General features: G+C 45.4%; 19 protein-coding genes. 8 read left to right on the plus strand and 11 right to left on the minus strand.

The window, feature by feature from the left end; translation table 11 throughout:
• The first annotated feature begins 84 nt into the window (after nt 1–84).
• Nucleotides 85–531, plus strand: coding sequence for a hypothetical protein (locus tag DW121_RS00250; protein ID WP_117712902.1), 447 nt, complete (start codon nt 85–87; stop codon nt 529–531).
• A 78-nt stretch (nt 532–609) separates the two neighbouring features.
• Here DW121_RS00250 and DW121_RS00255 read toward each other — a convergent pair whose 3' ends face one another.
• Complete coding sequence (locus tag DW121_RS00255) at nt 610–3,312, minus strand: valine--tRNA ligase (protein WP_118322641.1); 2,703 nt, start codon at nt 3,310–3,312, stop codon at nt 610–612.
• 243 nt (nt 3,313–3,555) lie between these two features.
• On the opposite strand from DW121_RS00255, the gene DW121_RS00260 reads away from it, so the two are divergent.
• Nucleotides 3,556–4,659 carry a DUF3810 domain-containing protein gene (locus tag DW121_RS00260; RefSeq protein WP_118322918.1) on the plus strand — a complete coding sequence of 368 codons (1,104 nt, stop codon included), beginning with the start codon at nt 3,556–3,558 and terminating at the stop codon, nt 4,657–4,659.
• 21 nt (nt 4,660–4,680) lie between these two features.
• Nucleotides 4,681–5,475 (plus strand): nucleoside triphosphate pyrophosphohydrolase, encoded by a 795-nt coding sequence (gene mazG / locus DW121_RS00265; RefSeq protein ID WP_118322644.1) that lies wholly within the window; start codon nt 4,681–4,683, stop codon nt 5,473–5,475.
• Nucleotides 5,476–5,552: 77 nt separating this feature from the next.
• Here the strand turns inward: mazG and DW121_RS00270 are convergent, their stop codons facing one another.
• The 7 genes from DW121_RS00270 to DW121_RS00300 form a co-directional block, all read right to left on the minus strand.
• A complete protein-coding gene (locus DW121_RS00270; protein ID WP_117712905.1) occupies nt 5,553–6,035 on the minus strand; it encodes a hypothetical protein in 483 nt (160 codons plus the stop codon).
• A 32-nt stretch (nt 6,036–6,067) separates the two neighbouring features.
• Nucleotides 6,068–6,436 (minus strand): hypothetical protein, encoded by a 369-nt coding sequence (locus DW121_RS00275; RefSeq protein ID WP_117712906.1) that lies wholly within the window; start codon nt 6,434–6,436, stop codon nt 6,068–6,070.
• Nucleotides 6,437–6,484: 48 nt separating this feature from the next.
• Nucleotides 6,485–7,039 carry an RNA polymerase sigma factor gene (locus tag DW121_RS00280; protein ID WP_117712907.1) on the minus strand — a complete coding sequence of 185 codons (555 nt, stop codon included), beginning with the start codon at nt 7,037–7,039 and terminating at the stop codon, nt 6,485–6,487.
• A gap of 53 nt (nt 7,040–7,092) precedes the next feature.
• Nucleotides 7,093–8,007, minus strand: a complete 915-nt coding sequence (locus DW121_RS00285; RefSeq protein ID WP_118322647.1) for a ribonuclease Z — start codon at nt 8,005–8,007, stop codon at nt 7,093–7,095.
• 98 nt (nt 8,008–8,105) lie between these two features.
• Nucleotides 8,106–9,899, minus strand: coding sequence for a 30S ribosomal protein S1 (gene rpsA, locus DW121_RS00290; protein ID WP_117712909.1), 1,794 nt, complete (start codon nt 9,897–9,899; stop codon nt 8,106–8,108).
• Between the two features lie 160 nt (nt 9,900–10,059).
• Nucleotides 10,060–10,887: a type II pantothenate kinase gene (gene coaW, locus DW121_RS00295; RefSeq protein ID WP_117712910.1), complete on the minus strand. Its 828-nt coding sequence runs from the start codon at nt 10,885–10,887 to the stop codon at nt 10,060–10,062.
• 58 nt (nt 10,888–10,945) lie between these two features.
• The gene (locus DW121_RS00300) at nt 10,946–13,198 is read right to left on the minus strand and encodes a DUF5686 family protein (protein ID WP_187119994.1); all 2,253 of its coding nucleotides are present in this window, start codon (nt 13,196–13,198) and stop codon (nt 10,946–10,948) included.
• 237 nt (nt 13,199–13,435) lie between these two features.
• On the opposite strand from DW121_RS00300, the gene DW121_RS00305 reads away from it, so the two are divergent.
• Nucleotides 13,436–15,625 (plus strand): glutamine synthetase III, encoded by a 2,190-nt coding sequence (locus DW121_RS00305; RefSeq protein ID WP_118322653.1) that lies wholly within the window; start codon nt 13,436–13,438, stop codon nt 15,623–15,625.
• A gap of 173 nt (nt 15,626–15,798) precedes the next feature.
• Nucleotides 15,799–16,500 carry a Crp/Fnr family transcriptional regulator gene (locus tag DW121_RS00310; RefSeq protein ID WP_117712913.1) on the plus strand — a complete coding sequence of 234 codons (702 nt, stop codon included), beginning with the start codon at nt 15,799–15,801 and terminating at the stop codon, nt 16,498–16,500.
• Nucleotides 16,501–16,600: 100 nt separating this feature from the next.
• Here the strand turns inward: DW121_RS00310 and trxB are convergent, their stop codons facing one another.
• Genes trxB through DW121_RS00325 form a run of 3 tightly spaced genes read right to left on the minus strand, consistent with a single transcriptional unit; the run spans nt 16,601 to nt 20,734 of the window.
• Nucleotides 16,601–17,536 carry a thioredoxin-disulfide reductase gene (gene trxB, locus DW121_RS00315; protein WP_118322656.1) on the minus strand — a complete coding sequence of 312 codons (936 nt, stop codon included), beginning with the start codon at nt 17,534–17,536 and terminating at the stop codon, nt 16,601–16,603.
• A gap of 31 nt (nt 17,537–17,567) precedes the next feature.
• A complete protein-coding gene (locus DW121_RS00320; protein WP_117712915.1) occupies nt 17,568–18,200 on the minus strand; it encodes a LolA-like putative outer membrane lipoprotein chaperone in 633 nt (210 codons plus the stop codon).
• A 20-nt stretch (nt 18,201–18,220) separates the two neighbouring features.
• The gene (locus DW121_RS00325; RefSeq protein WP_117712916.1) at nt 18,221–20,734 is read right to left on the minus strand and encodes an FtsK/SpoIIIE family DNA translocase; all 2,514 of its coding nucleotides are present in this window, start codon (nt 20,732–20,734) and stop codon (nt 18,221–18,223) included.
• 110 nt (nt 20,735–20,844) lie between these two features.
• Here DW121_RS00325 and DW121_RS00330 point away from each other — a divergent pair, with 110 nt between their 5' ends.
• The 3 genes from DW121_RS00330 to DW121_RS00340 are packed head-to-tail and all read left to right on the plus strand — an operon-like array spanning nt 20,845 to nt 23,243.
• A complete protein-coding gene (locus DW121_RS00330; protein ID WP_117712917.1) occupies nt 20,845–21,393 on the plus strand; it encodes a DUF5063 domain-containing protein in 549 nt (182 codons plus the stop codon).
• 10 nt (nt 21,394–21,403) lie between these two features.
• A complete protein-coding gene (locus DW121_RS00335; RefSeq protein WP_117712918.1) occupies nt 21,404–22,036 on the plus strand; it encodes a 3'-5' exonuclease in 633 nt (210 codons plus the stop codon).
• Between the two features lie 25 nt (nt 22,037–22,061).
• Nucleotides 22,062–23,243: a class I SAM-dependent rRNA methyltransferase gene (locus tag DW121_RS00340; protein ID WP_118322659.1), complete on the plus strand. Its 1,182-nt coding sequence runs from the start codon at nt 22,062–22,064 to the stop codon at nt 23,241–23,243.
• Nucleotides 23,244–23,399 lie beyond the last annotated feature (156 nt).

Consider the following 23,399-nt stretch of genomic DNA (forward strand, 5'->3'; position numbering starts at 1 on the left):
GTTCTCTTTTTTTTCAGTATTAATTAATCAATTATTAATTATTTTCTCTACCTTTGAACATCCATTTAGTAAAGAAAAGCAATTATGAAACTCAGTCAATCGGCATTATCTCTCCTCGAAGAAACTATCAAGCGGGCAATCGGCAAATACACTTGCGGTTGTGAACAAACCATCGTTACGGATATTCATCTGCAAGCCAACCAAAATTCGGGCGAATTCTTCCTATTCGATGATGATGACCAAGAACTTGCCAATGCCACCATTGAAGAATGGATGACTTACGAAAACGATGATTTCTACGAAAATATAGAGCGTATCTTAAGTAGCCTGCTCTGCAACATGAAGAATCAAGGCATCTTCGACAAGCTGACCATCATGAAACCTTTCTCCTTCGTACTGGTAGATGACGACAAAGAAACCATAGCCGAACTTTTACTGTTGGATGATGACACCTTGCTGGTAAACGAAGAATTACTGAAAGGATTGGATGAGGAGTTGGACGCTTTCCTGAAAGATTTATTGGAGAAATAACGAATAATACAACCCAAATAAAAAAGGTCCGGACTTTGATTGAAGTCCGGACCTTTTCTTTTATATCAGAGGTGTGTGTTACGCTTTCTTCAAAGCGGCGATACTTTCCTTCAGTGAGTTGATGATGCTCTCTGCATCCGCCTGCTTCTTGCGTTCCATCTCAATAACGGCAGCGGGAGCATTATTCACAAACTTCTCGTTGCCGAGCTTCTTCAAGACACCTTGCAAGAAACCTTCCTTATGCTTCAGTTCGGCTTCCATACGGGCTATCTCGGCTTCTACATCAATCATATTGCCCAAAGGAACGGCGTATTCCGTTGTACCCACCATGAAAGCGGCGGCACCGTCAGCCTTAGCCTCAACTACGGTTACGGCAGAGAGGTTACACATCTTCATAATGACAGCATCGAAAGCCGCTACCGGGTTCTCACCGACAATCTGCAGCTCCAAAGCCTCTTTTTGGGCAATGTTCTTCTGCAAACGGATGGAGCGTACGTTACTGATAACTTCTTTCACCACTTCAAAACGAACAAGCAAATCTTTGCAAACCGCAGTGTCTATCGTCATTCTGTCCACCATCAGACTGATGTGTTCTTCTTCAATCTCCTCCTCCGTACGGTCATAGAGATGTTGCCAGATTTCCTCTGTAATGAATGGCATAAAGGGGTGCAACAAGTGCAGCAAGTTATCGAAGAAACGCAATGTACAGTCATGGATGTAACCGGAGATACCCTCACCATAGGCCGGCTTGATGATTTCCAAATACCAAGAAGAAAACTCATCCCAGAACAGCTTATAGATTGCCATCAAGGCCTCACTCAGGCGATATTTGCTGAAAAGGTCGGCCACTTCGGCAGCCACTTCATTCTGTTTGGATTCAAACCATTCGGCAGCTAAGCGCGCAGCTTCGGGAACCGGCTTGGTATCGTCTACCCTCCAACCCTTCACCAGACGGAAAGCGTTCCATATCTTATTGTTGAAGTTACGTCCCTGTTCGCAAAGCGCATCGTCAAAAAGGATGTCATTGCCGGCAGGAGCCGAAAGCATCATACCCATACGTACACCGTCGGCACCGTAGGTAGCTATCAAGTCCAGCGGGTCGGGTGAGTTGCCGAGCGACTTGGACATCTTGCGTCCCAGTTTGTCACGAACGATACCCGTGAAGTAGACGTTCTTGAACGGCATCTTGCCTTCGTATTCATAACCCGCCATAATCATGCGCGCCACCCAGAAGAAAATGATGTCCGGACCCGTCACGAGGTCACTGGTGGGATAATAATAGTTGATTTCTTCGTTACCCGGATTCAGGATACCGTCGAACAAAGAGATGGGCCACAGCCAAGAAGAGAACCAAGTGTCGAGACAGTCCTCGTCCTGACGCAAATCCTCCGGTTTAAGGGCAGGATTTCCGGTCTTTTCCCGTGCCAGCTTCAAAGCCTCTTCGGGAGTGGCGGCTACCACATATCCGCCTTCCGGCAGGAAGTAAGCGGGAATACGGTGTCCCCACCATAACTGGCGGCTGATGCACCAGTCTTTGATGTTCTCCAACCAGTTCTTATACGTGTTCTTATATTTGGCAGGATAGAATTTCAACTCATCGTTCATTACCGGAGGCAGGGCCATATCGGCAAAGTGCTGCATCTTGAGGAACCATTGCATGGAGAGCTTCGGCTCGATTGCCACGTTGGTACGTTCGGAGAAGCCCACCTTGTTGGTGTAGGCTTCCACCTTTTCCAACAGTCCGGCACTCTGCAAGTCTTTCTCTATCTGTTCGCGTACATCGAAGCGATCCATACCGACATAGAGTTCGGCAGCTTCGCTCAGTGTACCGTTGTCATTGAAAATGTCGATAGTAGGCAGGTTGTATTTCTCGCCCAGCATATAGTCATTGACGTCGTGTGCAGGGGTTACCTTCAGACAACCCGTACCGAACTCCACGTCTACATAATCATCCTGAATAACGGGGATAACACGGTTCACCAACGGCACAATCACTTTCTTGCCCTTCAACCACTGGTTCTTCGGGTCGGCAGGATTGATGCACATCGCCGTATCGCCCATGATTGTTTCGGGGCGTGTAGTAGCCACTACGGCATAACGCTTACCGGAAGCATCGCGGTGAACGACTTCTCCCTCGACTCCCGTCTCACCGGACATATCATCATCGGCAACGTAATATCTCAGGTAATACAGCTTGCTATGTTCTTCCTTGTAGACAACCTCCTCGTCGCTGAGGGCGGTAAGGGCTTTCGGGTCCCAGTTCACCATACGCACGCCGCGATAAATCAGCCCTTTGTTGTAGAGGTCTACAAATACTTTGAGCACGCTTTCGCTGCGTTTCTCGTCCATGGTAAAGGCAGTACGGTCCCAGTCGCAGGAAGCACCCAGCTTGCGAAGCTGTTTCAGGATGATGCCGCCGTGCTCGTCCGTCCATTCCCAAGCGTGCTTGAGGAATTCATCGCGGGTCAGGTCTGTTTTCTTGATGCCCTGTGCGGCAAGTTTGTTCACAACTTTGGCCTCAGTGGCAATGGAAGCGTGGTCCGTACCCGGAACCCAACAGGCATTTTTGCCTTCCATACGGGCACGACGTACAAGGATATCTTGAATGGTATTATTAAGCATGTGTCCCATGTGGAGCACACCGGTGACGTTGGGGGGCGGGATGACGATGGTGTAGGGCTCACGACCATCGGGTTTAGAACTGAATAATTTGTGGTCCAACCAATACTGGTACCACTTTCCCTCTACGTCAGCGGGATTGTACTTACTTGCTAATTCCATGTTTCTAAAATCTATATTTTGTTATAATGGGCGCAAAATTAATAAATTAATAGCTTTATCCGGCAAAAGCAATGAAAAGAATTGTATACCTTTGCTCTACAAATGATGATTTTACACGGAGTTTCCGGAACAAGCACGCAGTACCGCACGAGTTTCAACAAACAAAACCGGGAGTTTCAACGCATGAAACTGAAAGTACCAAAGGCTTGTACCCGGAATGAAGTCCTAAGAACATAGAGAATGATGAAACGCAGCCTAACAATATCGGGAATAAGAATCAAGAGCAGTTCATTGCTTTTGATATTTTTTTTGCTGCTTGTGTGGTGTGTACAGATGGTGCCCGGCTGGGGAGACATCTATGCCAAGCACGTATATCCGTTTATCGCGCAAGGGCTTTCTTCTTTCTCATGCCTTGTCCCGTTTGCCATCGGCGACCTGTTCATTGCGCTAAGCATTGCCGGTGTACTTCTCTACCCCGTCTATGCGCGTTGCATCCGCAAACAGAAGTGGAAACACATCTTGCTGGAAGATGTAAAGTACCTTTTGTGGGTGTACGTATGGTTCTATCTGGCATGGGGGCTGAACTACTCGCAAAAGAACTTTTACGAACGGACACACATCCCTTATACCGCCTACACCCCTGATATTTTTCAAAAATTTACGGACAATTATATCGAGAACCTGAATAATTCCTACACCGGCCTTACGTCTATCAACAAGGAATCGGTTCGTAGCGAAAGCGTACGGGCATACCATCAAATCAGTGATTCCTTAGGTGTGCATCGCCCCTTTCATCCATCGCCCCGCGTAAAGACCATGTTGTTCACTCCGTTGATTTCCATGGTAGGCGTCACAGGCAGCATGGGACCTTTCTTCTGCGAGTTTACCTTGAACGGAGATTTACTTCCCGTACAATATCCCGCTACCTATGCCCATGAACTTGCCCACTTGTTAGGTATCACCAGTGAGGCGGAAGCTAACTTCTATGCCTACCAAGTATGTACACGTTCGCAGATACAAGGTATCCGCTTCAGCGGTTATCTCTCTATACTGCCGCACGTGCTGGGCAATGCCCGCCGACTTATGGACGAAGAAAAATACACACAACTCCTCCGGCGCATACGTCCGGAGATTATCGAACTGGCTAAGAAGAACAGTGAGTACTGGATGAAGAAGTATAACCCCATAATCGGTGACATCCAGAACCTTATATATGACTTATACCTGAAAGGGAACAAGATAGAAAGCGGACGGAAAAACTATTCGGAAGTGATAGGACTGCTGATTTCGTATGACAACAAACCTGTAAACAATAAGAGTCGGGAGTTAACTCCTGATTCACTTTAATACTTAAACTGTAATATCAAAATAATGTCTACAAGAAAAGAACAAATGGAAGCCTTCGGCCGCTTCCTCGACATACTCGACGAACTGCGGGTAAAATGTCCTTGGGACAAGAAGCAGACGAATGAAAGCCTGCGTCCCAACACCATTGAAGAGACTTATGAACTTTGTGACGCCCTGATGCGCGATGACAAGCAGGACATCTGCAAGGAGTTGGGAGACGTACTGCTCCACGTAGCTTTCTATGCCAAGATTGGTTCGGAAACCGGAGATTTTGACATAAAAGATGTCTGCGACCGCCTTTGCGAGAAACTCATCTTCCGCCATCCCCACGTATTTGGCGATGTGAAAGCTGAGACTGCCGGACAAGTATCCGAGAACTGGGAACAGCTGAAGCTCAAAGAGAAAGGCGGCAACAAAACCGTGCTAAGCGGTGTGCCAGCCGCCCTTCCCTCGCTCATCAAGGCATACCGCATTCAGGATAAAGCCCGCAATGTCGGGTTCGACTGGGAAGAACGCGAACAGGTATGGGATAAGGTGAAAGAAGAAATACAGGAATTCCAAGCAGAAGTAGCCCATATGGACAAGCAGAAAGCGGAAGAAGAGTTCGGAGATGTGATGTTCAGTCTCATCAACGCCGCACGCCTGTACAAAATAAATCCGGACAATGCACTGGAACATACCAATCAGAAGTTTATCCGCCGCTTCAACTATGTAGAAGCGCACAGCATCAAAGAAGGAAAAAACCTGCACGATATGACGCTGGCAGAAATGGACAAACTATGGGAAGAAGCCAAAGCATTGGAGAATAAAAAATAGACTATCTGTTTGACCCAAACAGATAGTCTATCAGACCTCAACACATCATCCGTTTCATGCAAACAGATGATGTGTTTTTATTTCTTGCCCGATTGGCGTTTCGGAGCCCTGTCTTTATTGTCGCCGTTATGGCGCATACCTTTCAGCAAGTCCCGATGGAAACGCATTTCAGCCTTCTGCACCAGATAGAGTTTCTTGGCGGACAATATCTTCTTGAACCTTCCAAAATAAGATTTGTCCAAATGGTCGGAAGCGATACGCGCATCGTACACTCCTTCCATTATTGCGTTATATTGGGCTTCAGTAGTCTTTTCGTCTTTTCCCTGACGAATCAAACTCCATGCTTTATCGTTTTGTTCTTTCTTCTTGTCCTGCAATTCAAAGTAAAGGGGGAAAAACTTAGCCGCCTCTTCCTTTGTCAGCCCGGCTTTCTCTGTAATATATGCTTTCTGCTTGGCACGAAACTCGGTGGGAGACAAATGTTGGTCGCATCCGTCCGCAGCCCGGAGTACCGGTGCGAAACTGCACATCATAACTAATAAAACAATCAGCTTTTTCATTTATTTTTCAATCAGTTAAAGTTGTCCATAAGTCATTCTGCACCGGAATCGGCCAGATAGACATACAATGAATAATCATCAAGCATGGAGTTGTCCACCGCCATATTGATATATTCCATTTCTGTTTCCGCTTCATCGGCAGCCATACGGTCTGTTTCATCCGGCGTATGGTTGGAGGAAGCCACGCGGATTATCAACGCCGCGCCTACAAACATAGCCGCCATATACACCCACGGTTTTACTCTTTCCCACATCGTAACCTCTTTCTTCTCGAAAGCGGGTTTCTCCTTTTCGGGAAGCCGGTTCATAACCTCCGAAGTGAAGCTCTCAAAATACCCTTCGGGAACGTGGAAAGCATTTTCCCTCCCTATCTTCCTGAGTATGTTATCTTCTTCTTTCATAAGCTCTTCTCCTCTCTGTTTGGTTAGACATTTTTTCACGTTAAAGGTTTAATCATCTTCTCCCAATATCTTCTCTATTTTTTTCACCGCATGATGATAGGATGCTTTCAAAGCCCCCACCGAAGTACCGAAGATATCGGACATTTGCTCGTATTTCATTTCTTGGTAGTACTTCAGGTTGAACACCATACGCTGCTTTTCGGGCAATGTGAGCAAAGCCTTCTGCAAAGCCATTTGAACCTTGTCGCCCGAGAAGTAAGGATCGCTCTCCAACTTCTGAAGAGCATCGGCTTCGGGGTCGTCCAACGAAACGGTATTGGCAGCCCTCTGTTTGTTCAGGAAAGTGAGGCACTCGTTCAGGGCAATACGATAGAGCCAGGTAGAAAGCTTGGCCTCTGCCCGGAAGTAATCAATATTGACCCATGCCTTGATAAAGGTATTCTGAAGCAAGTCGTTGGCATCCTCATGTGAAAGTACCATGCGCCGGATTTGCCAGTATAACTGTTCACTGTATTGTGCAACAATCATCTCGAATCCCCGCTTCTGCGTACTCTCCTCTTGAAGAAGCGCCAACACTTCGCGTTCATTATAAGAAGAATTCATATATTCTATTCACATTTATAGCTTTCGGGAAGCAAAGATAGTAAAAGTTTAATTCACACCGATATGCAAAGCGTTTCTTTAGCAAGCTGCGTATCCGGAAAGACTGCGCGAGCCTCATCCAGCAATACCTGCTCATCATCATAGCGGGCCGAGAAATGACCTATCAGCAATTTCTTCACTTCCGCGTCACGGGCTATTTGCGCGGCTTGCGAGGCAGTGGTATGGAATGTTTCTTTGGCGCGCGGGGCGGCATCTTCGGCAAAAGTGGCTTCATGGAAAAGCAAATCCACCCCCTTTATCTGCTCCGTTATAGAGGGAAGATAAATCGTGTCCGAACAATAGGCATAGCGACGCGGAGCTGCCGAAGGACGGGTGAGACGGGCATTGGGTATTACCTCTCCTTCCGGTGTGATGTAGTCTGCACCGTTCTTAATGCGGTTCAGTTCGTACACCGGCACGTGGTAGAAGTCTGCCATATCACGCAGGATATGGTTGGGACGCGGCTTCTCGGCAAACAGGAACCCGCAACAAGGCAAGCGGTGACGCAAAGGAATGGTGGTCACCGTCAGCGAACGGTCTTCGTAAATCAAGGCAGCTTCTTTCGTTCCGAACTCATGGAAGAATATCTTGTAAGTCATCTGATGGTTGAAAAAAGCAAGCATCGGAGTAAGAAGCTCTTCCAGTCCTTTAGGGGAATGGATATGCAAGTCCGCCGTACGTCCCAAGAGATTAAGCGTAGATATAAGTCCCAGCAACCCGAAACAGTGATCACCATGCAGGTGGGAAATAAAGATACGGTTCAGACGCGAGAACTTGAGACGTGACTTCCTGAATTGCAGCTGTGCACCTTCACCGCAGTCTATCATAAACAATTTATCACGTAAGTTCACTACCTGCGAAGTAGGAAAATGGCGGGTGGTGGGCAATGCCGAACCGGAGCCAAGAATATGTAGTTCAAATTTCTCCATGATGATGCAAAGATAAGGGTATTCATCACAACTCCCAAAAAGAAAGGGTACTTGTGTTTACCACAAGTACCCTTCATCTTATTTATATATAGAAGTAATTACTTCTTTCCGGCTTCCATTTGCTCTTTCAAAGCTGCCAGAGCATCGATGTCACCCAGAGTTGTAGAAGCGGCCTGGTTTTGGATTGAAGCGGGAGCTTCTTCTCTCTTACCGGTAGACTTCTTAGCTGCCTTCTTCTCAGCTCTTTCTTCCGCCTTGGCTACATCTTCGAAAATACGGCTGTGAGACAGGATGATACGCTTAGCGTCCTTGTTGAACTCGATAACTTTGAATTCGAGTTTCTCGTCCAACTGAGCTTGTGAGCCATCTTCCTTAACGAGGTGTTTCGGAGTAGCGAAACCTTCTACACCATAAGGCAGAGCAACTACTGCACCCTTATCCAACATTTCGATGATAGTACCTTCGTGTACTGAACCTACTGTAAATACAGTTTCGAATACATCCCAAGGATTCTCTTCGAGCTGCTTGTGACCCAAGCTCAAACGACGGTTTTCTTTGTCGATTTCCAGAACCTGTACGTCGATGTCTGCACCAATCTGAGTGAATTCAGAAGGATGTTTAACCTTCTTAGTCCAAGACAGGTCAGAGATGTGAATCAATCCGTCAACACCTTCTTCGATTTCTACGAATACACCGAAGTTAGTGAAGTTGCGAACCTTAGCTGTGTGCTTAGAAGCGATAGGATATTTTTCTTCGATAGTTTCCCAAGGATCAGCTTTCAGCTGCTTGATACCCAAAGACATCTTACGTTCTTCGCGGTCCAAAGTCAGAACTACTGCTTCAACTTCGTCACCTACCTTCATGAAGTCTTGTGCAGAACGCAAGTGTTGTGACCAAGACATTTCAGATACGTGAATCAAACCTTCAACGCCCGGAGCGATTTCGATGAATGCACCGTAGTCAGCCATAACGACTACTTTGCCCTTCACGTGGTCGCCTACCTTCAAGTTCGGGTCGAGAGCGTCCCAAGGATGCGGAGTAAGCTGTTTCAAGCCGAGAGCGATACGCTTCTTCTCATCGTCGAAGTCAAGGATAACAACGTTGAGCTTCTGGTCGAGTTCAACCACTTCTTTCGGATCGCTAACGCGGCCCCAAGAAAGGTCTGTGATGTGAATCAAACCGTCTACGCCGCCCAGGTCGATAAATACGCCATAGGAAGTGATATTCTTAACGGTACCTTCGAGAACTTGTCCTTTTTCGAGTTTACCGATGATTTCTTTCTTCTGTTGTTCCAGTTCAGCTTCGATAAGAGCCTTGTGAGATACAACGACATTCTTGAATTCCTGATTGATTTTAACAACCTTGAATTCCATAGTTTTGCCAACGAATACATCGTAGTCGCGGATAGGCTTAACGTCGATTTGAGAACCCGGCAAGAATGCTTCGATACCGAATACGTCAACAATCATACCACCCTTAGTGCGGCACTTGATGTAACCCTTGATAATTTCTTCATTTTCCAAAGCTGCGTTAACGCGATCCCAAGAACGGGTAGCACGAGCTTTGCGGTGAGACAGAACCAACTGTCCTTTTTTGTCTTCCTGATTTTCGATGTATACTTCTACAGTATCACCAATTTTCAAATCAGGATTGTAGCGGAATTCATTCAAAGGAATGATACCGTCTGATTTGTAACCGATGTTCACAACTACTTCACGCTTGTTCATTGCGATTACGGTTCCGTCAACTACCTCGCGGTCGTTAACTTTGTTCAGCGTGTTGTCATACGCTTGTTCCAGTTCTTCGTGGCTTGCACTGGCTACTGATTCGCCGTTTTCGTAAGCATCCCAGTTGAAGTCTTCAATGGGAGCGACATTTTTTAAATTTTCCATTAATAAATAAATTGTTTAACTCGTTAATTAAGTGAGACTTTATGTTTACTCATATTAAATCGGGCGCAAAGATAGGAGTATTTTCTTGAATGACAAAAAGTTCTTTCTGAAAATATCCGTTCTTTACGCCCGATTTCCAAAGATTTATACCTTATATATATTAGGAATTCTCTTTGATATATGCCAAAGCCGCTCCGATAGCCGTGCGATATTCCGCATAGGGCGGGATGTGGAAACGGACATGGTAGATGCTTTCCATTTTCGGGAACACTTCCCTACATTGCGGCAGTTGGGTAAGATTGCCTATCAGCACAAAGTCCTTCACCGGACTGTTCAAAGCGGAAAGGACAGCCGCACCGCCTATCGTCTGGAGTACGGTATAAATGATGCCGCAGGCTATGTCTTCCTGCGAAGCATTACTGTCGGCCTTTCCGAACAATGAGGCAGTGGCAGACACGGGTAAATCGGGCAATGCATTGTTGCAGATGTCACCGATTTGCAGATTGACACGGGTCACATCGCCTTTTGCAGCCAAATCAGCCACCTGATGAATGTCGTGCGTTTTGAGCAACAAGCGCGAAAGTCCTTGCAAAGTTCCTCCGCCGATGCCCATACCGCCGATATGCTGGATTTCATCCCCGTTGATTTTCACAAAGGATGTACCTGTTCCCATGCTGACAACCATCAATTGGTCTATGTCCGTAGCATGGCGCGCACCCAGCCCGTTGGCTATGAACTCATCCGTCTTGCGGGTGGGAAGCCCGTAAAGCGGACTGTCCACAAATGCACTGCCCACACCGGTCAGCATCACCTGCTCTACATCAGACAACTGAATTCCGTTATCATAGATATACTTGCCGAACGCTCCGAACAGGGAAGTCACCGGGTCTGCCGCCGTTATGAACATCGGAGACTGTATCTGCCCCTTATTGATTCCAACGATTTTAGTGGTACTTCCACCTACGTCTATACCTATTACGATTCCCATAACCTTAAATTTTTGCGACAAAGATAAAGTATAAATTCCTATAATCTCCCATTTCTGTTTACCTATTGAATAACTCAAACGTAAACTTGACTCCTACTTCCTGATACTTCCAGTTTGCAAAGCTCGCAAAAACGCCAAAGTCGAAGATATGCGTACCGATGCCATATCCGACTTCAAGATAGGGATTCAAGTGAGGAACAACCAAAGCATTCAGATACAAACGCTCATTCAGTACATACTGGGTATACTTCTTCAAGTGACGCAGCAAGAGGAAGGGCGCTTCGTACGTGAAATGCCCGCGAACATACTTACGGGACGAGTTGTACCAGCGTCCGTCGAGCAACTGAAATACTCCGCCGATTTCATCATTCCAACCGACAGGAAGATTGGAGCGTGCCAAATTGGCGAAATCCACAAAATAGAGTTCCTTCTGATTCGTAAAAGCTCCCCAACCAAAGCGGTAATAAATGTCACGCATCAGTCCCAAAGGAATGTTGTGCTGGAAGTCCACTTCTATGCGTTCGTACTTTCCGGTGCTGTTCATAACCCCACTGATACCACGTTCCCAGTCCACAGAAACTGTAGGGTATTTGGAATGAAGATTAATTTTACGATCACCACTCATGTAATAATACTGACCGGGAGTCCACGTGACTCGTACACGAGGTGCAAAGCTGTTATAACTGTGACGGAACTTTTTCAGAATTGAAGGGTCAAAACCCGGATAAATGGGCGAGATGCCTGTTGACATCACATTCGGAGTATCGGGATAGACAAGAACAAACTTTGAACGCTCCACTTCCGTACGCCGATGCAAAGAAAGTCCCACGTCCAAGGTCAGCCCGTTTACAATCTCCCAGCTATGGCGTATCTGTAAATATAAATCCTTGAAATAATCCAAATGAATCTGGTCAAAATCGAAGATGCTGTCGGGAATAGCTTTCAGGTCATCCAGCACATCACTGCTATAAATACGGTTACCATTACCCACACTGACGTGCAGGGCCGCGCGTTTGCGAGGCCAGTAATCGAAATCAGAATTGATTGACCAATAAAACTCTTTCCGCTTGAAGTTATAACCTAACTTGGGGACGACACGCAACAAGCGATCTCCCGTAAACAAACGGTTGTATTTAAACTCCTGGCGATAGGAGAAACCGTTGCTACCGCTATAACTTAACAACAAAGGGTTGATGATAGGCGAGCAACGCACACTTCCCATCTTGGCAAGGTCTACGGTATACCGGCTGACCAACGCATCCCCTATCTGCCCCCAAAACTCCAGCCGCTTGTTTTTGGGCTTCCGCTTATAAAGAAGTGTATCACGGCGCAAAAAGAAATCCTCATACAACTTCTGCTCATGCGAAGTCAACGGAATGGGACGCAAAGTATTGAAATAGGCCGTGTCACGCTGATAGGCGTTCGTATCCGTCAAAAGGGTATAAGACTCGGACAAATCGTATTTGCTCTTAAGCCTATTCCGCTTGACTGCAGCTGCAGGAGCATGCTGACGAATATCTTTATAGTTGAGCATTGCCGTATAGCTGCCGTCCACCACATTACCCAGCAAACGGAAAGTGGCATCGACATTGAAATGAACGGGCAAGAACTCGTCGCTGCTTCCCACCTTGCCCAACTTCACCAGATTATTAAAGCGAAGCAATTCGGAACGCCCCGAAAAACGTATTTCACGCACGCTCCATACGTTATCACTGACAATCATATAGCCACCCACAAGCTGAAAACTCTTACTCTTCGGCATAAAACGAATACGAAACTCACGGTTATGCACTTCACCCATTATGGAGTCTACATAATAAGTGTAGTACTTCTTGGCATTGGCTGCCAACGGAGACAGAAGTTTATCATATAATAAGGTGGAAGAATAAATATTGATATGAAAGTATTCGAGCAAACGACCGTCTAACTCCCAAAGTTCGGAAGTAGTACCTACACTTGCCTTCACCTTCTGGTCGTAAATATCAGGGGCGGTATAGTGCAGTTCGCTGTGTGTTTCCATCATATACTCCCGCACACCTTTCTTCATGCGAAACATGGAAGGGATAAAGCGAAGCAAACGATTCTTCTTACGGATATTCGCCCAACCCTTTATATAGAGCTCCGCCTTATACTCATCGACAATGCGCTCATAAAAAGGCGCAAAGAAGATGACTTTGTCCATAATGGAATCCGCATAAGCTCTCTGCCCTGCATACGACCGGGGAACAGCTGTAGCACCCGCCTTCTGCAAACTTGCACACAAGAGACAGACTCCTATCCATATGCATATTAGATGTTTCAACCGCAATATCGTCTTATGTGGGAACAAATATAGAAAAAAAGTAATAACTTCCACTTAAATTCTATTTTCATTTTACGAAGCTAAAAAAGGCCCTAAAAAGCATAATTTCGAAGCACACCCCTCTTTTTTAGGGGGTAATTCTTCAAAAAACATATAAAAATCCAAGATTACCCCCTAAAGAATAGGGGGTAATTCAGAAAAAACATATAATTTTGCACCCAACAACCAACAAAAGAAGAGACTAATATGTCAAAAATGAGATTTTTTGCTTTGCAAGAGCTCGCCAATCGTCGCCCTCTTGAAGTCATCACCCCTTCAAACAAGTTGTCCGATTACTACGGCAGCCACGTTTTCGACCGTAAAAAGATGCAGGAATACCTGCCTAAAGAAGCTTTCAAAGCCGTTACAGACGCTATTGAAAAAGGCACTCCCATCAGCCGGGAAATGGCCGACTTAATAGCAAACGGAATGAAAAGCTGGGCCAAGTCCCTGAATGTTACTCACTACACGCATTGGTTCCAACCCCTGACGGACGGAACAGCCGAAAAACATGACGGCTTCATCGAGTTCGGAGAAGACGGAGATGTCATTGAACGCTTTTCCGGGAAGTTGCTTATCCAGCAAGAACCGGACGCCTCTTCTTTCCCCAACGGTGGTATCCGTAATACATTCGAAGCACGCGGATATACGGCATGGGACGTGTCTTCACCGGCCTTCGTCGTGGAAACCACGCTTTGTATTCCAACCATTTTCATCTCTTATACCGGTGAGGCGCTGGACTATAAAACTCCCTTGCTCAAAGCACTCGCAGCAGTAGACAAAGCAGCGACGGACGTCTGCCAGCTTTTTGACAAAAACATAACACGCGTATATACCAATTTGGGCTGGGAACAGGAATATTTCCTCGTAGACTCCGCACTCTACAACGCACGTCCGGATTTATGTCTGACAGGACGTACATTAATGGGGCACTCGTCAGCCAAAGACCAACAGTTGGAAGACCACTATTTCGGTTCTATCCCACCACGTGTGACAGCTTTTATGAAAGAGCTGGAAATAGAATGCCACAAACTGGGCATCCCCGTCAAAACACGCCACAACGAGGTAGCCCCCAACCAATTTGAGTTGGCTCCCATCTTTGAAAACGCCAATCTCGCCAATGACCACAACCAGTTGGTTATGGACTTGATGAAACGCATTGCCCGCAAACACAACTTCGCCGTACTACTGCACGAGAAACCATACAGCGGCGTGAACGGTTCGGGTAAACACAACAACTGGTCGCTTTGCACTGATACGGGAATAAATCTCTTTGCTCCGGGGAAAAACCCGAAAGGTAATATGTTATTCCTTACATTCCTTGTGAATGTACTGATGATGGTATATAAAAACCAAGACCTGCTTCGCGCTTCCATTGCAAGTGCGGGAAACAGCTATCGTCTGGGTGCCAATGAAGCTCCTCCCGCTATTTTGTCCATTTTTTTGGGTAAGCAATTATCTTCTATCCTCGACGAAATAGCCCGTCAGGTAAGCAACAGCAAAATGACAGCCGAAGAAAAGACGACTCTTAAACTGGGTATCGGACGTATTCCTGAGATACTATTGGATACGACAGACCGTAACCGTACCTCCCCCTTCGCTTTCACCGGCAATCGCTTTGAGTTCCGCGCCGCCGGCTCATCTGCCAACTGCGCAGCTGCCATGATTGCCATCAATGCAGCAATGGCCAATCAGCTGAACGAGTTCAAAGTTTCCATTGAAAAACTAATGGAAGAAGGTGTCGGCAAGGATGAAGCCATCTTCCGCATATTGAAAGAAACCATCATCGCTTCCGAACCTATCCGGTTTGAAGGAGACGGTTATTCCGAGCAATGGAAACAAGAAGCTGCCACCCGCGGATTGACAAACATCTGCCATGTGCCGGAAGCCCTGATGCGCTATATGGACAATCAAGCCCGCTCCGTACTTATCGGTGAACGTATCTTCAATGAAACTGAATTAGCCTGTCGCCTTGAAGTAGAGTTAGAAAAATACACCATGAAGGTGCAAATTGAAAGCCGTGTTTTGGGCGACCTTGCCATTAACCATATCGTTCCGACTGCGGTCATTTATCAGAACCGCTTACTGGAAAATCTGCGAGGACTACGCGAGACATTCCCCCCCGAAGAATATGAAATTCTTAGCGCTGACCGCAAAGAACTGATACGTGAAATATCTCACCGCGTGACAGCTATCAAGATGCAGGTACGCGAAATGACGGAAGCACGCAAAGTAGCCAATCATATGGACAATTATAAAGACAAAGCCTTTGCATACGAAGAAACTGTACGTCCGTATCTGGAAAGTATTCGTGAACATATTGACAATCTTGAAATGGAAATAGACGATGAGATATGGCCATTGCCGAAATACAGGGAACTGTTATTCACTAAATGATAATTTAGCGGCTTTGCCGCTAAATTAATTATGAATGATGAATTGGCGGTACTGTCATGCCGAATAACAATTCATCATTCATAAGCCCTTTATTGCAATTTTTTGATACAAATGTGCCGTTTTTAATTTTTTCTTTTTACATTTGTGCTGTACAACACAGTTTTGCAGCATTTATGGTAAAAATAAACTTATCTGATATTAATGTTCCGGAGTTGATTCCCGATATATGGTCACCCCTGAATGAAGAACAGCGAGAATTCCTCGCTAACCATTTTACGCTCCAGAATTATAAAAAGAACGAGATTATTCATTGTGAAGGTGAGACACCCACTAATCTGATGTGTCTACTGAATGGAAAAGTCAAAATCTATAAAGATGGTGTAGGCGGAAGAAGCCAGATTATCCGAATGATTAAGCCAACCGAATACTTTGGATACCGTCCTTATTTCGCAAAAGCGGATTATGTGACCGCAGCCTGCGCTTTTGAACCTTCATTGGTATGCCTGATACCAATGACAGCCATTATGACATTGTTATCACAAAACAATGAATTAGCAATGTTTTTTATCAGGCAATTATCCATAGACCTCGGCATTGCCGACGAGCGTACCGTAAACCTCACCCAAAAACATATTCGCGGACGTTTGGCTGAGTCTCTTATTTTCCTCAAAGAAAGTTATGGTTTGGAAGAAGACGGTTCTACATTAAGCATCTACTTGTCTCGTGAAGATTTGGCCAATCTTTCCAACATGACGACGTCCAATGCTATCCGTACGCTTTCACAGTTTGCAACGGAACGCCTGATTACCATTGACGGACGAAAGATTAAGATTATTGATGAAGAAAAACTGAAGAAGATAAGTAAAATAGGCTAAATGAAGAATGAAGAATGAAGAATTAAGAATTTAGGCTGCGCAATAAATAAATGTAGTATAACAAATATTATTGCGCAGCCTAAATTCTTAATTCTTCATTTTAACTTAGCAAGAATCTCTCTGCCTCAATAGCTGCCATACACCCTGTAGCCGCTGCCGTAATGGCTTGACGATAGTGAGGATCGGCAACATCTCCTGCAGCAAAGACTCCGGGAACCTTTGTACGGGGAGTGCCGGGAGCTGTCAGAATATAACCTGTTTCATCCGTATCAACATAAGGTTTGAAAATATCAGAATTAGGCTTATGACCGATAGCCAAGAAGAAACCATCGATTGCCAAGTCGTAGCGTTGTTCATCCGGTTCACCCATACGTTTCACCAAGTGCACGCCTTCCACACCATTATCTCCGTACAGTCCTACCGCATTGTGTTCAAACAAGACTTCAATCTTCTCGTTGTTCATAACACGTTCCTGCATAATCTTGGAAGCACGTAAGAATGGCTTACGCACAATCAGATATACCTTGCTTGCCAAGCCTGCCAAATAAGAGGCTTCCTCACAAGCTGTATCTCCACCTCCAACTACTGCCACCACTTTCTTACGATAGAAGAAACCGTCGCAAGTAGCACAAGCGCTGACACCCATACCGGCATACTTTTTCTCGTCTTCCAATCCTAAATATTTGGCAGCCGCTCCGGTTGCAATGATAATGGTTTGCGCCTCGATAACCTTCTCTTCGTCAATAGTTATCTTATACGGAGCTTGACTCAAGTCGGCAGCCGTAGCCACACCGAAACGCAAATCTGTGCCGAAGCGCTCGGCCTGTTTACGCAAATCTTCCATCATCTGCGTACCGTTAATACCTTCCGGATAACCGGGGAAATTCTCAATATCGGTTGTGGTAGTCAACTGACCACCGGGTTGCAAGCCCTCATACAGGACGGGAGAAAGGTTAGCACGCGCAGCATAAATAGCCGCTGTATATCCGGCAGGACCGGAACCTATAATTAAACATTTTACTTTTTCTGCTTCCATATTATTATTCTGTTATAAATAGTACATTTCATCATCTTAAATCAATTATTTCAGCCGTAGGATATGCTTTCTTATCAAATACAAAAAGGCCGTCATCATATTTTTTTCCTGTTTGATAGGAATTTATAAGCACCAATACTGCATCTTTACTCCCCCTCTGAACCATACTAAGCCTCAAAGGACGAAAAGAGCGTTTCTCTATATACAAGATAATACATTGTATATCTTGATCCCGTTTGGTAGCGGTCATCACTACTTTGTAGGTTGTATTATCCGAAGCATTACCTATTTTAGCCACTTTCAATTTATAGTCTTTCTTATAGAGGGACAACCATGCATAAGGATTAATACCCTGCAATTCTTCCGGAGTAGGTTCGGAAACATTGACTTCATCACTGGAAGCCAGATAACTCCATTGCGTACGTCCATCAAACCACGTCGTCATACCTTCTGTTTCCAACAGGAATTTGTCATCCTTCAGGCAAATGGAACCATTCGAGTTTCCTTCAGGTGCACGAACCGAAAAAGTCAGTTTTATCCCATTTTCTTTGCGGAAAGCATCCGCCACACGATCAAGTATATCTTTGGCATCCGACTGTTGCGCAGCTACGGGCAAAACCAAACCAAGCATCCAAAAAGTAAACAAAAAGCTTTTGATTTTCATGTAATTCAAACGTTGGTTTATTACAAATTGTTCAAACGCGCTTCCAAATCCGTTATGTCCGCACAGAACACTTCACGCGCCTTACTACCCTGTGCCGGACCTACAATTCCCGCTTTTTCCAACTGATCCATAATACGTCCCGCACGGTTATAACCAATAGCAAACTTACGCTGGATAAGTGAAGTGGAACCCTGCTGTTGATAAACAATCAGTTGGGCAGCGTCTTCAAACAATGGGTCAAGGCGCCCCATGTCCACATCACCCAAGTCACCGCCTGCGTTCTCGTCTACATACTCAGGCAGATAAAATGCCGTAGGATAACCTTGCTGACGGGCTATAAACTTCGTAATCTCCGCAACTTCCGGTGTATCAATAAATGCACACTGCACACGAACAGGATCTGCGCCTTGCAAGAACAGCATATCACCGCGACCTATCAACTGGTTAGCTCCCGGTCTGTCAAGGATAGTGCGGGAGTCCACCATAGCCGATACTCGGAAAGCAATACGTGCCGGGAAGTTAGCTTTAATCGTACCCGTAATAATATTTGTCGTAGGACGCTGTGTAGCGATAATCATGTGTATGCCAACGGCACGCGCCAACTGGGCGATACGGGCAATGGGCAATTCCACATCTTTACCGGCTGTCATAATCAGGTCACCGAACTCATCTATCACCACTACGATATACGGCATGAACTTATGCCCTTTTTCCGGATTCAGACGGCGATTGATAAACTTTTCATTGTATTCTTTAATATTACGTACATGTGCAGCCTTCAACAGATCGTAGCGTGTATCCATTTCAATACAGATAGAGTTCAAAGTCTGAACAACCTTGGTTACATCCGTTATAATGGCGTCCTCACCGTCGGGCAGTTTGGCAAGGAAATGATGTTCAATCACCGAATAGATACTGAATTCCACTTTCTTCGGGTCTACCAGCACGAACTTCAGTTCTGCGGGATGTTTCTTATATAACAAGGAAGTAATGATAGCATTCAGTCCTACAGACTTACCCTGACCGGTAGCACCGGCAACGAGCACGTGCGGCATTTTGCACAAATCCACCATAAAGACTTCATTGGTAATAGTCTTGCCCAGCGCAATCGGCAAATCGTACGTAGATTCCTGAAACTTCTTGCTGCCGATAATGCTCTGCCCGGAAACAATCTTCGGATTGGAGTTAGGAACTTCAATACCAATTGTTCCTTTTCCCGGTATCGGAGCAATGATACGGATGCCCAAGGCAGAAAGGCTAAGAGCAATATCATCTTCCAAACCGCGTATCTTAGAAATACGGACACCTTGTTCCGGTGTTATTTCATACAACGTCACCGTAGGACCAACCGTAGCCTTAATAGTACTGATTTCGATGCCGAAGCTACGCAGTGTATTGATAATCTTATCCTTATTAGCGTTTTGTTCTGCCATATCAATCGTAGGTTCGGCATTATCATAATGCTTCATCAAATCGATTGTAGGATAATGATAGTTTTCCAAATCAAGACAAGGATTATACGGTTCTATCTCCGGACCGCGATATTCTTCATCTTCCACTGTTTCCACTTCAAAAACAGGTTCATTGCTTCCTTGCTGCACCGAAGGCGGAATGGCGGAAGTTATATCCGGAGACGGAGTTTCAATCGTCATCAGCACTTCGCCTTCCTCATTGGCTGTTGTGGCTTTATCCTTTGCCACTTCTCCTAAATCGAGCGTTATCTCATGGCTATCCTCATCATCCTCTTCCTCTTTACCGGATTCATCCGGTTTCTGAGCTGGTCCCTCTTTTTCCACATCAGAGGATGTTTCAGCCACAGTCTGCGGCTTCTTTCCTTTCACTGTCCAAGAGTCCGTAAACTCTTCCGGCGCTTCACCGGATTCGCTTTCTTTCTTTTCATTATGTTTCAGAAAGCTAAGGCTAAAGAGTTTCCTCAACCAGATTACAGTACGTGCGCTCAGATAAATAAGGAAACAGATGGCAGTAACCAGCAATATCATCCATACACCCGGTACCCCAACCTGAGACACCAGCCAATTGCTGACATTATACCCATGCATACCGCCCAAATAAAGGAAAGAGTCTTTATATTGGTCCACAAACACGAAACCAAAGAATACCGAGAACCAGACCAACAGCAACGAGCATCCAATAAACCACTTCCATAAACGTACCACACGGACACGCATCAGTTTTAATCCAGCCACGGCCAAGAATACCAAAATAAAGAAAGATGATATGCCAAAGCATTCGTTTATTAAATAACTGGCAAGCTGTGCCCCACGTGAACCGGCATAGTTCTTCACCCCATTATGCGTAGAAATCAAATCCTGCGTATTACCGGAATCTATAATACTTTGATCCGCCGCTCCTGTAAAGAAGAAAGACGAAAAGGCCAGCAACAGGTAAACCGAGAAGATTACCAGTATCAGACCGACAACAAAATGGACGGTTTCATTCTTTAAAACAGCGGCTATCTTTCCGAAAAGAGAAAGAGAGCGTTCCGTATCTTTGATTGTATTTTTCTTGACCATAAAATCTATTCCGCTAATATCCGTATAATGACGCAAAAGTAACAAAAAAAAGCTTATGCAGTAATGCTTTCAAACCTTTTTCGTACCTTTGCGTTTCAAATCAAGAAGATATGAAAAAAGAAAGTCAAGTGATATTCGACCGTAATGTTGTGGAATTCGTAACCGTAGCTGCCGAGTTCTGCAAGTTCTTGGAACAGACGGAAACCATGAAACGTTCCGTCTTCGTCGATACATCCTTAAAAATACTTCCTTTGCTTTATCTCAAAGCTTCCATGCTACCCAAGTGCGAAACGATAGGCGATGAAGCCCTCGAGACATTTGTAACAGAGGAAACGTACGAAATACTCCGCATGAATCTGGCAGGTATTCTCGCCGAGAAAGACGACTACCTTGATGTATTTGTATCGGACATGAAATACAGTGACCAACCTATCACAAGAAACATTTCCGAAGACTTGGCCGACATCTATCAAGACATCAGAGACTTTATCTTCGTATTCCAGCTGGGGCTTAATGAAACAATGAACGACTCGCTCGCCGTCTGCCAAGAACATTTTACCCTATACTGGGGACAAAAGTTAGTGAATACTTTGCGTGCCCTGCATGACGTAAGATACAACCAACCGGAAGAGGAAGACAATAAAGAGGAAGAGGAATAAACTGTAAACTATGATTATCAAAAGAAGTATAGATAAAGAAGAAGTAAAGGAAATGCCCAAAGCTGTCTTTCCGGGGGAGATACATATAGTACAAACCCCTCAGGAGGCAGAACGTGCGGTGGCTTATTTAAAAAGATGTTCCATACTGGGCATTGACAGCGAGACACGCCCTTCCTTCACCAAGGGGCAATCTCACAAGGTAGCCTTACTGCAAATTTCATCGGAAGAGCACTGTTTCCTTTTCCGTCTCAATCTCACCGGGCTGACTCTTCCGATTATCATGCTGCTCGAAAATCCCGGCGTAACCAAAGTCGGTCTCTCCTTGCGTGACGACTTCATGATGCTGCACAAACGTGCCCCATTTGAACAACGCGCCTGTGTCGAGTTACAAGAATATGTCCGCACATTCGGTATCCAAGATAAAAGCCTGCAAAAAATCTATGCGATTCTTTTTAATGAAAAGATATCAAAAAGCCAGCGTCTGTCTAATTGGGAAGCCGAAGCGCTGACACCGTCCCAACAGCAATATGCAGCCACCGATGCGTGGGCTTGCCTAAACATATACAACCGGTTGCAGGAACTGAAGCGTACCGGTGATTTTGAAATGGCAACCGAAGAGAGTTGCCACACAACCACATTATAGCATTACCACATCTTAATTATAATTTATGTATAAAGTATATCTAAAGTCCGGCAAAGAAGAATCATTAAAACGTTTCCACCCTTGGGTATTTTCCGGTGCTATTGCACATTTCGACGGAGAGCCAGAAGAAGGAGAAGTTGTCGAAATCTATACATCCAAGAAAGAATTTATAGCTAAAGGACATTTTCAGATTGGCAGTATTGCTGTTCGCGTACTTAGCTTCCGTCAAGATGAAACCATCGATACCGACTTTTGGAAACGTAAGCTTAGTATAGCCTACGATATGCGACGCAGCATTGGCATTGCCGAGAGCCCCACCAACAACACTTACCGTCTGGTACATGGTGAGGGGGACAACCTGCCCGGACTCGTGATTGACATCTATGCCCGTACAGCCGTTATGCAGGCACATTCCGCCGGTATGCACCTCGACCGTATGGCAATAGCCGATGCGTTAACCGAGGTTATGGGTGATAAGATTGACAATATCTACTATAAATCCGAAACAACTCTCCCATTCAAAGCCGACCTTTATCCTGAGAATGGTTTTCTGAAAGGTGGAAGTACTGATAATATCGCTATGGAATACGGCTTAAAATTCCATATCGACTGGTTGAAAGGTCAGAAAACAGGTTTCTTTGTGGACCAACGAGAAAACCGTTCATTGCTGGAACGCTATGCCAATGGTCGCAGCGTACTGAATATGTTCTGCTATACCGGCGGATTCTCGGTCTATGCCATGCGCGGCAATGCCAAACTGGTACATTCCGTAGACAGCTCAGCCAAGGCCATTGACCTGACGAATAAGAATATTGAATTGAATTTCCCCGGTGATAGCCGCCATGCCGCCTATGCAGAAGATGCCTTTAAGTACCTTGACCGCATGGGCGACCAATACGACCTTATCGTTCTGGACCCGCCGGCATTTGCCAAGCACCGCGACGCATTGCGCAATGCCCTGCAAGGATACCGCAAACTGAACGTCAAGGCTTTTGAGAAAATCAAACCGGGTGGCATACTTTTCACTTTCTCTTGTTCGCAAGCCGTCAGCAAAGAGAATTTCCGTACAGCTGTATTCACCGCAGCTGCCATGTCCGGTCGCAGCGTACGCATTCTGCACCAACTGACGCAACCTGCCGACCATCCCGTAAGCATCTACCACCCCGAAGGAGAATACCTGAAAGGGCTTGTTTTATATGTAGAATAAACACCAAAATATTAAATCATGTTAATACAAAGAAGAAAAACATCAAAGCATTATGTTGTATAACATAAAACCCATTATCTTTGCACTGTGTTTTTCATGGTATTAGATTTAAGGTTAATAAAGATTGGCTGTCTGGGATAGATAGCCTTCTTTTTT

The organism is Bacteroides sp. AM10-21B, assembly GCF_003472565.1.
GTDB classification, from domain to species: Bacteria; Bacteroidota; Bacteroidia; order Bacteroidales; family Bacteroidaceae; genus Bacteroides; species Bacteroides propionicigenes.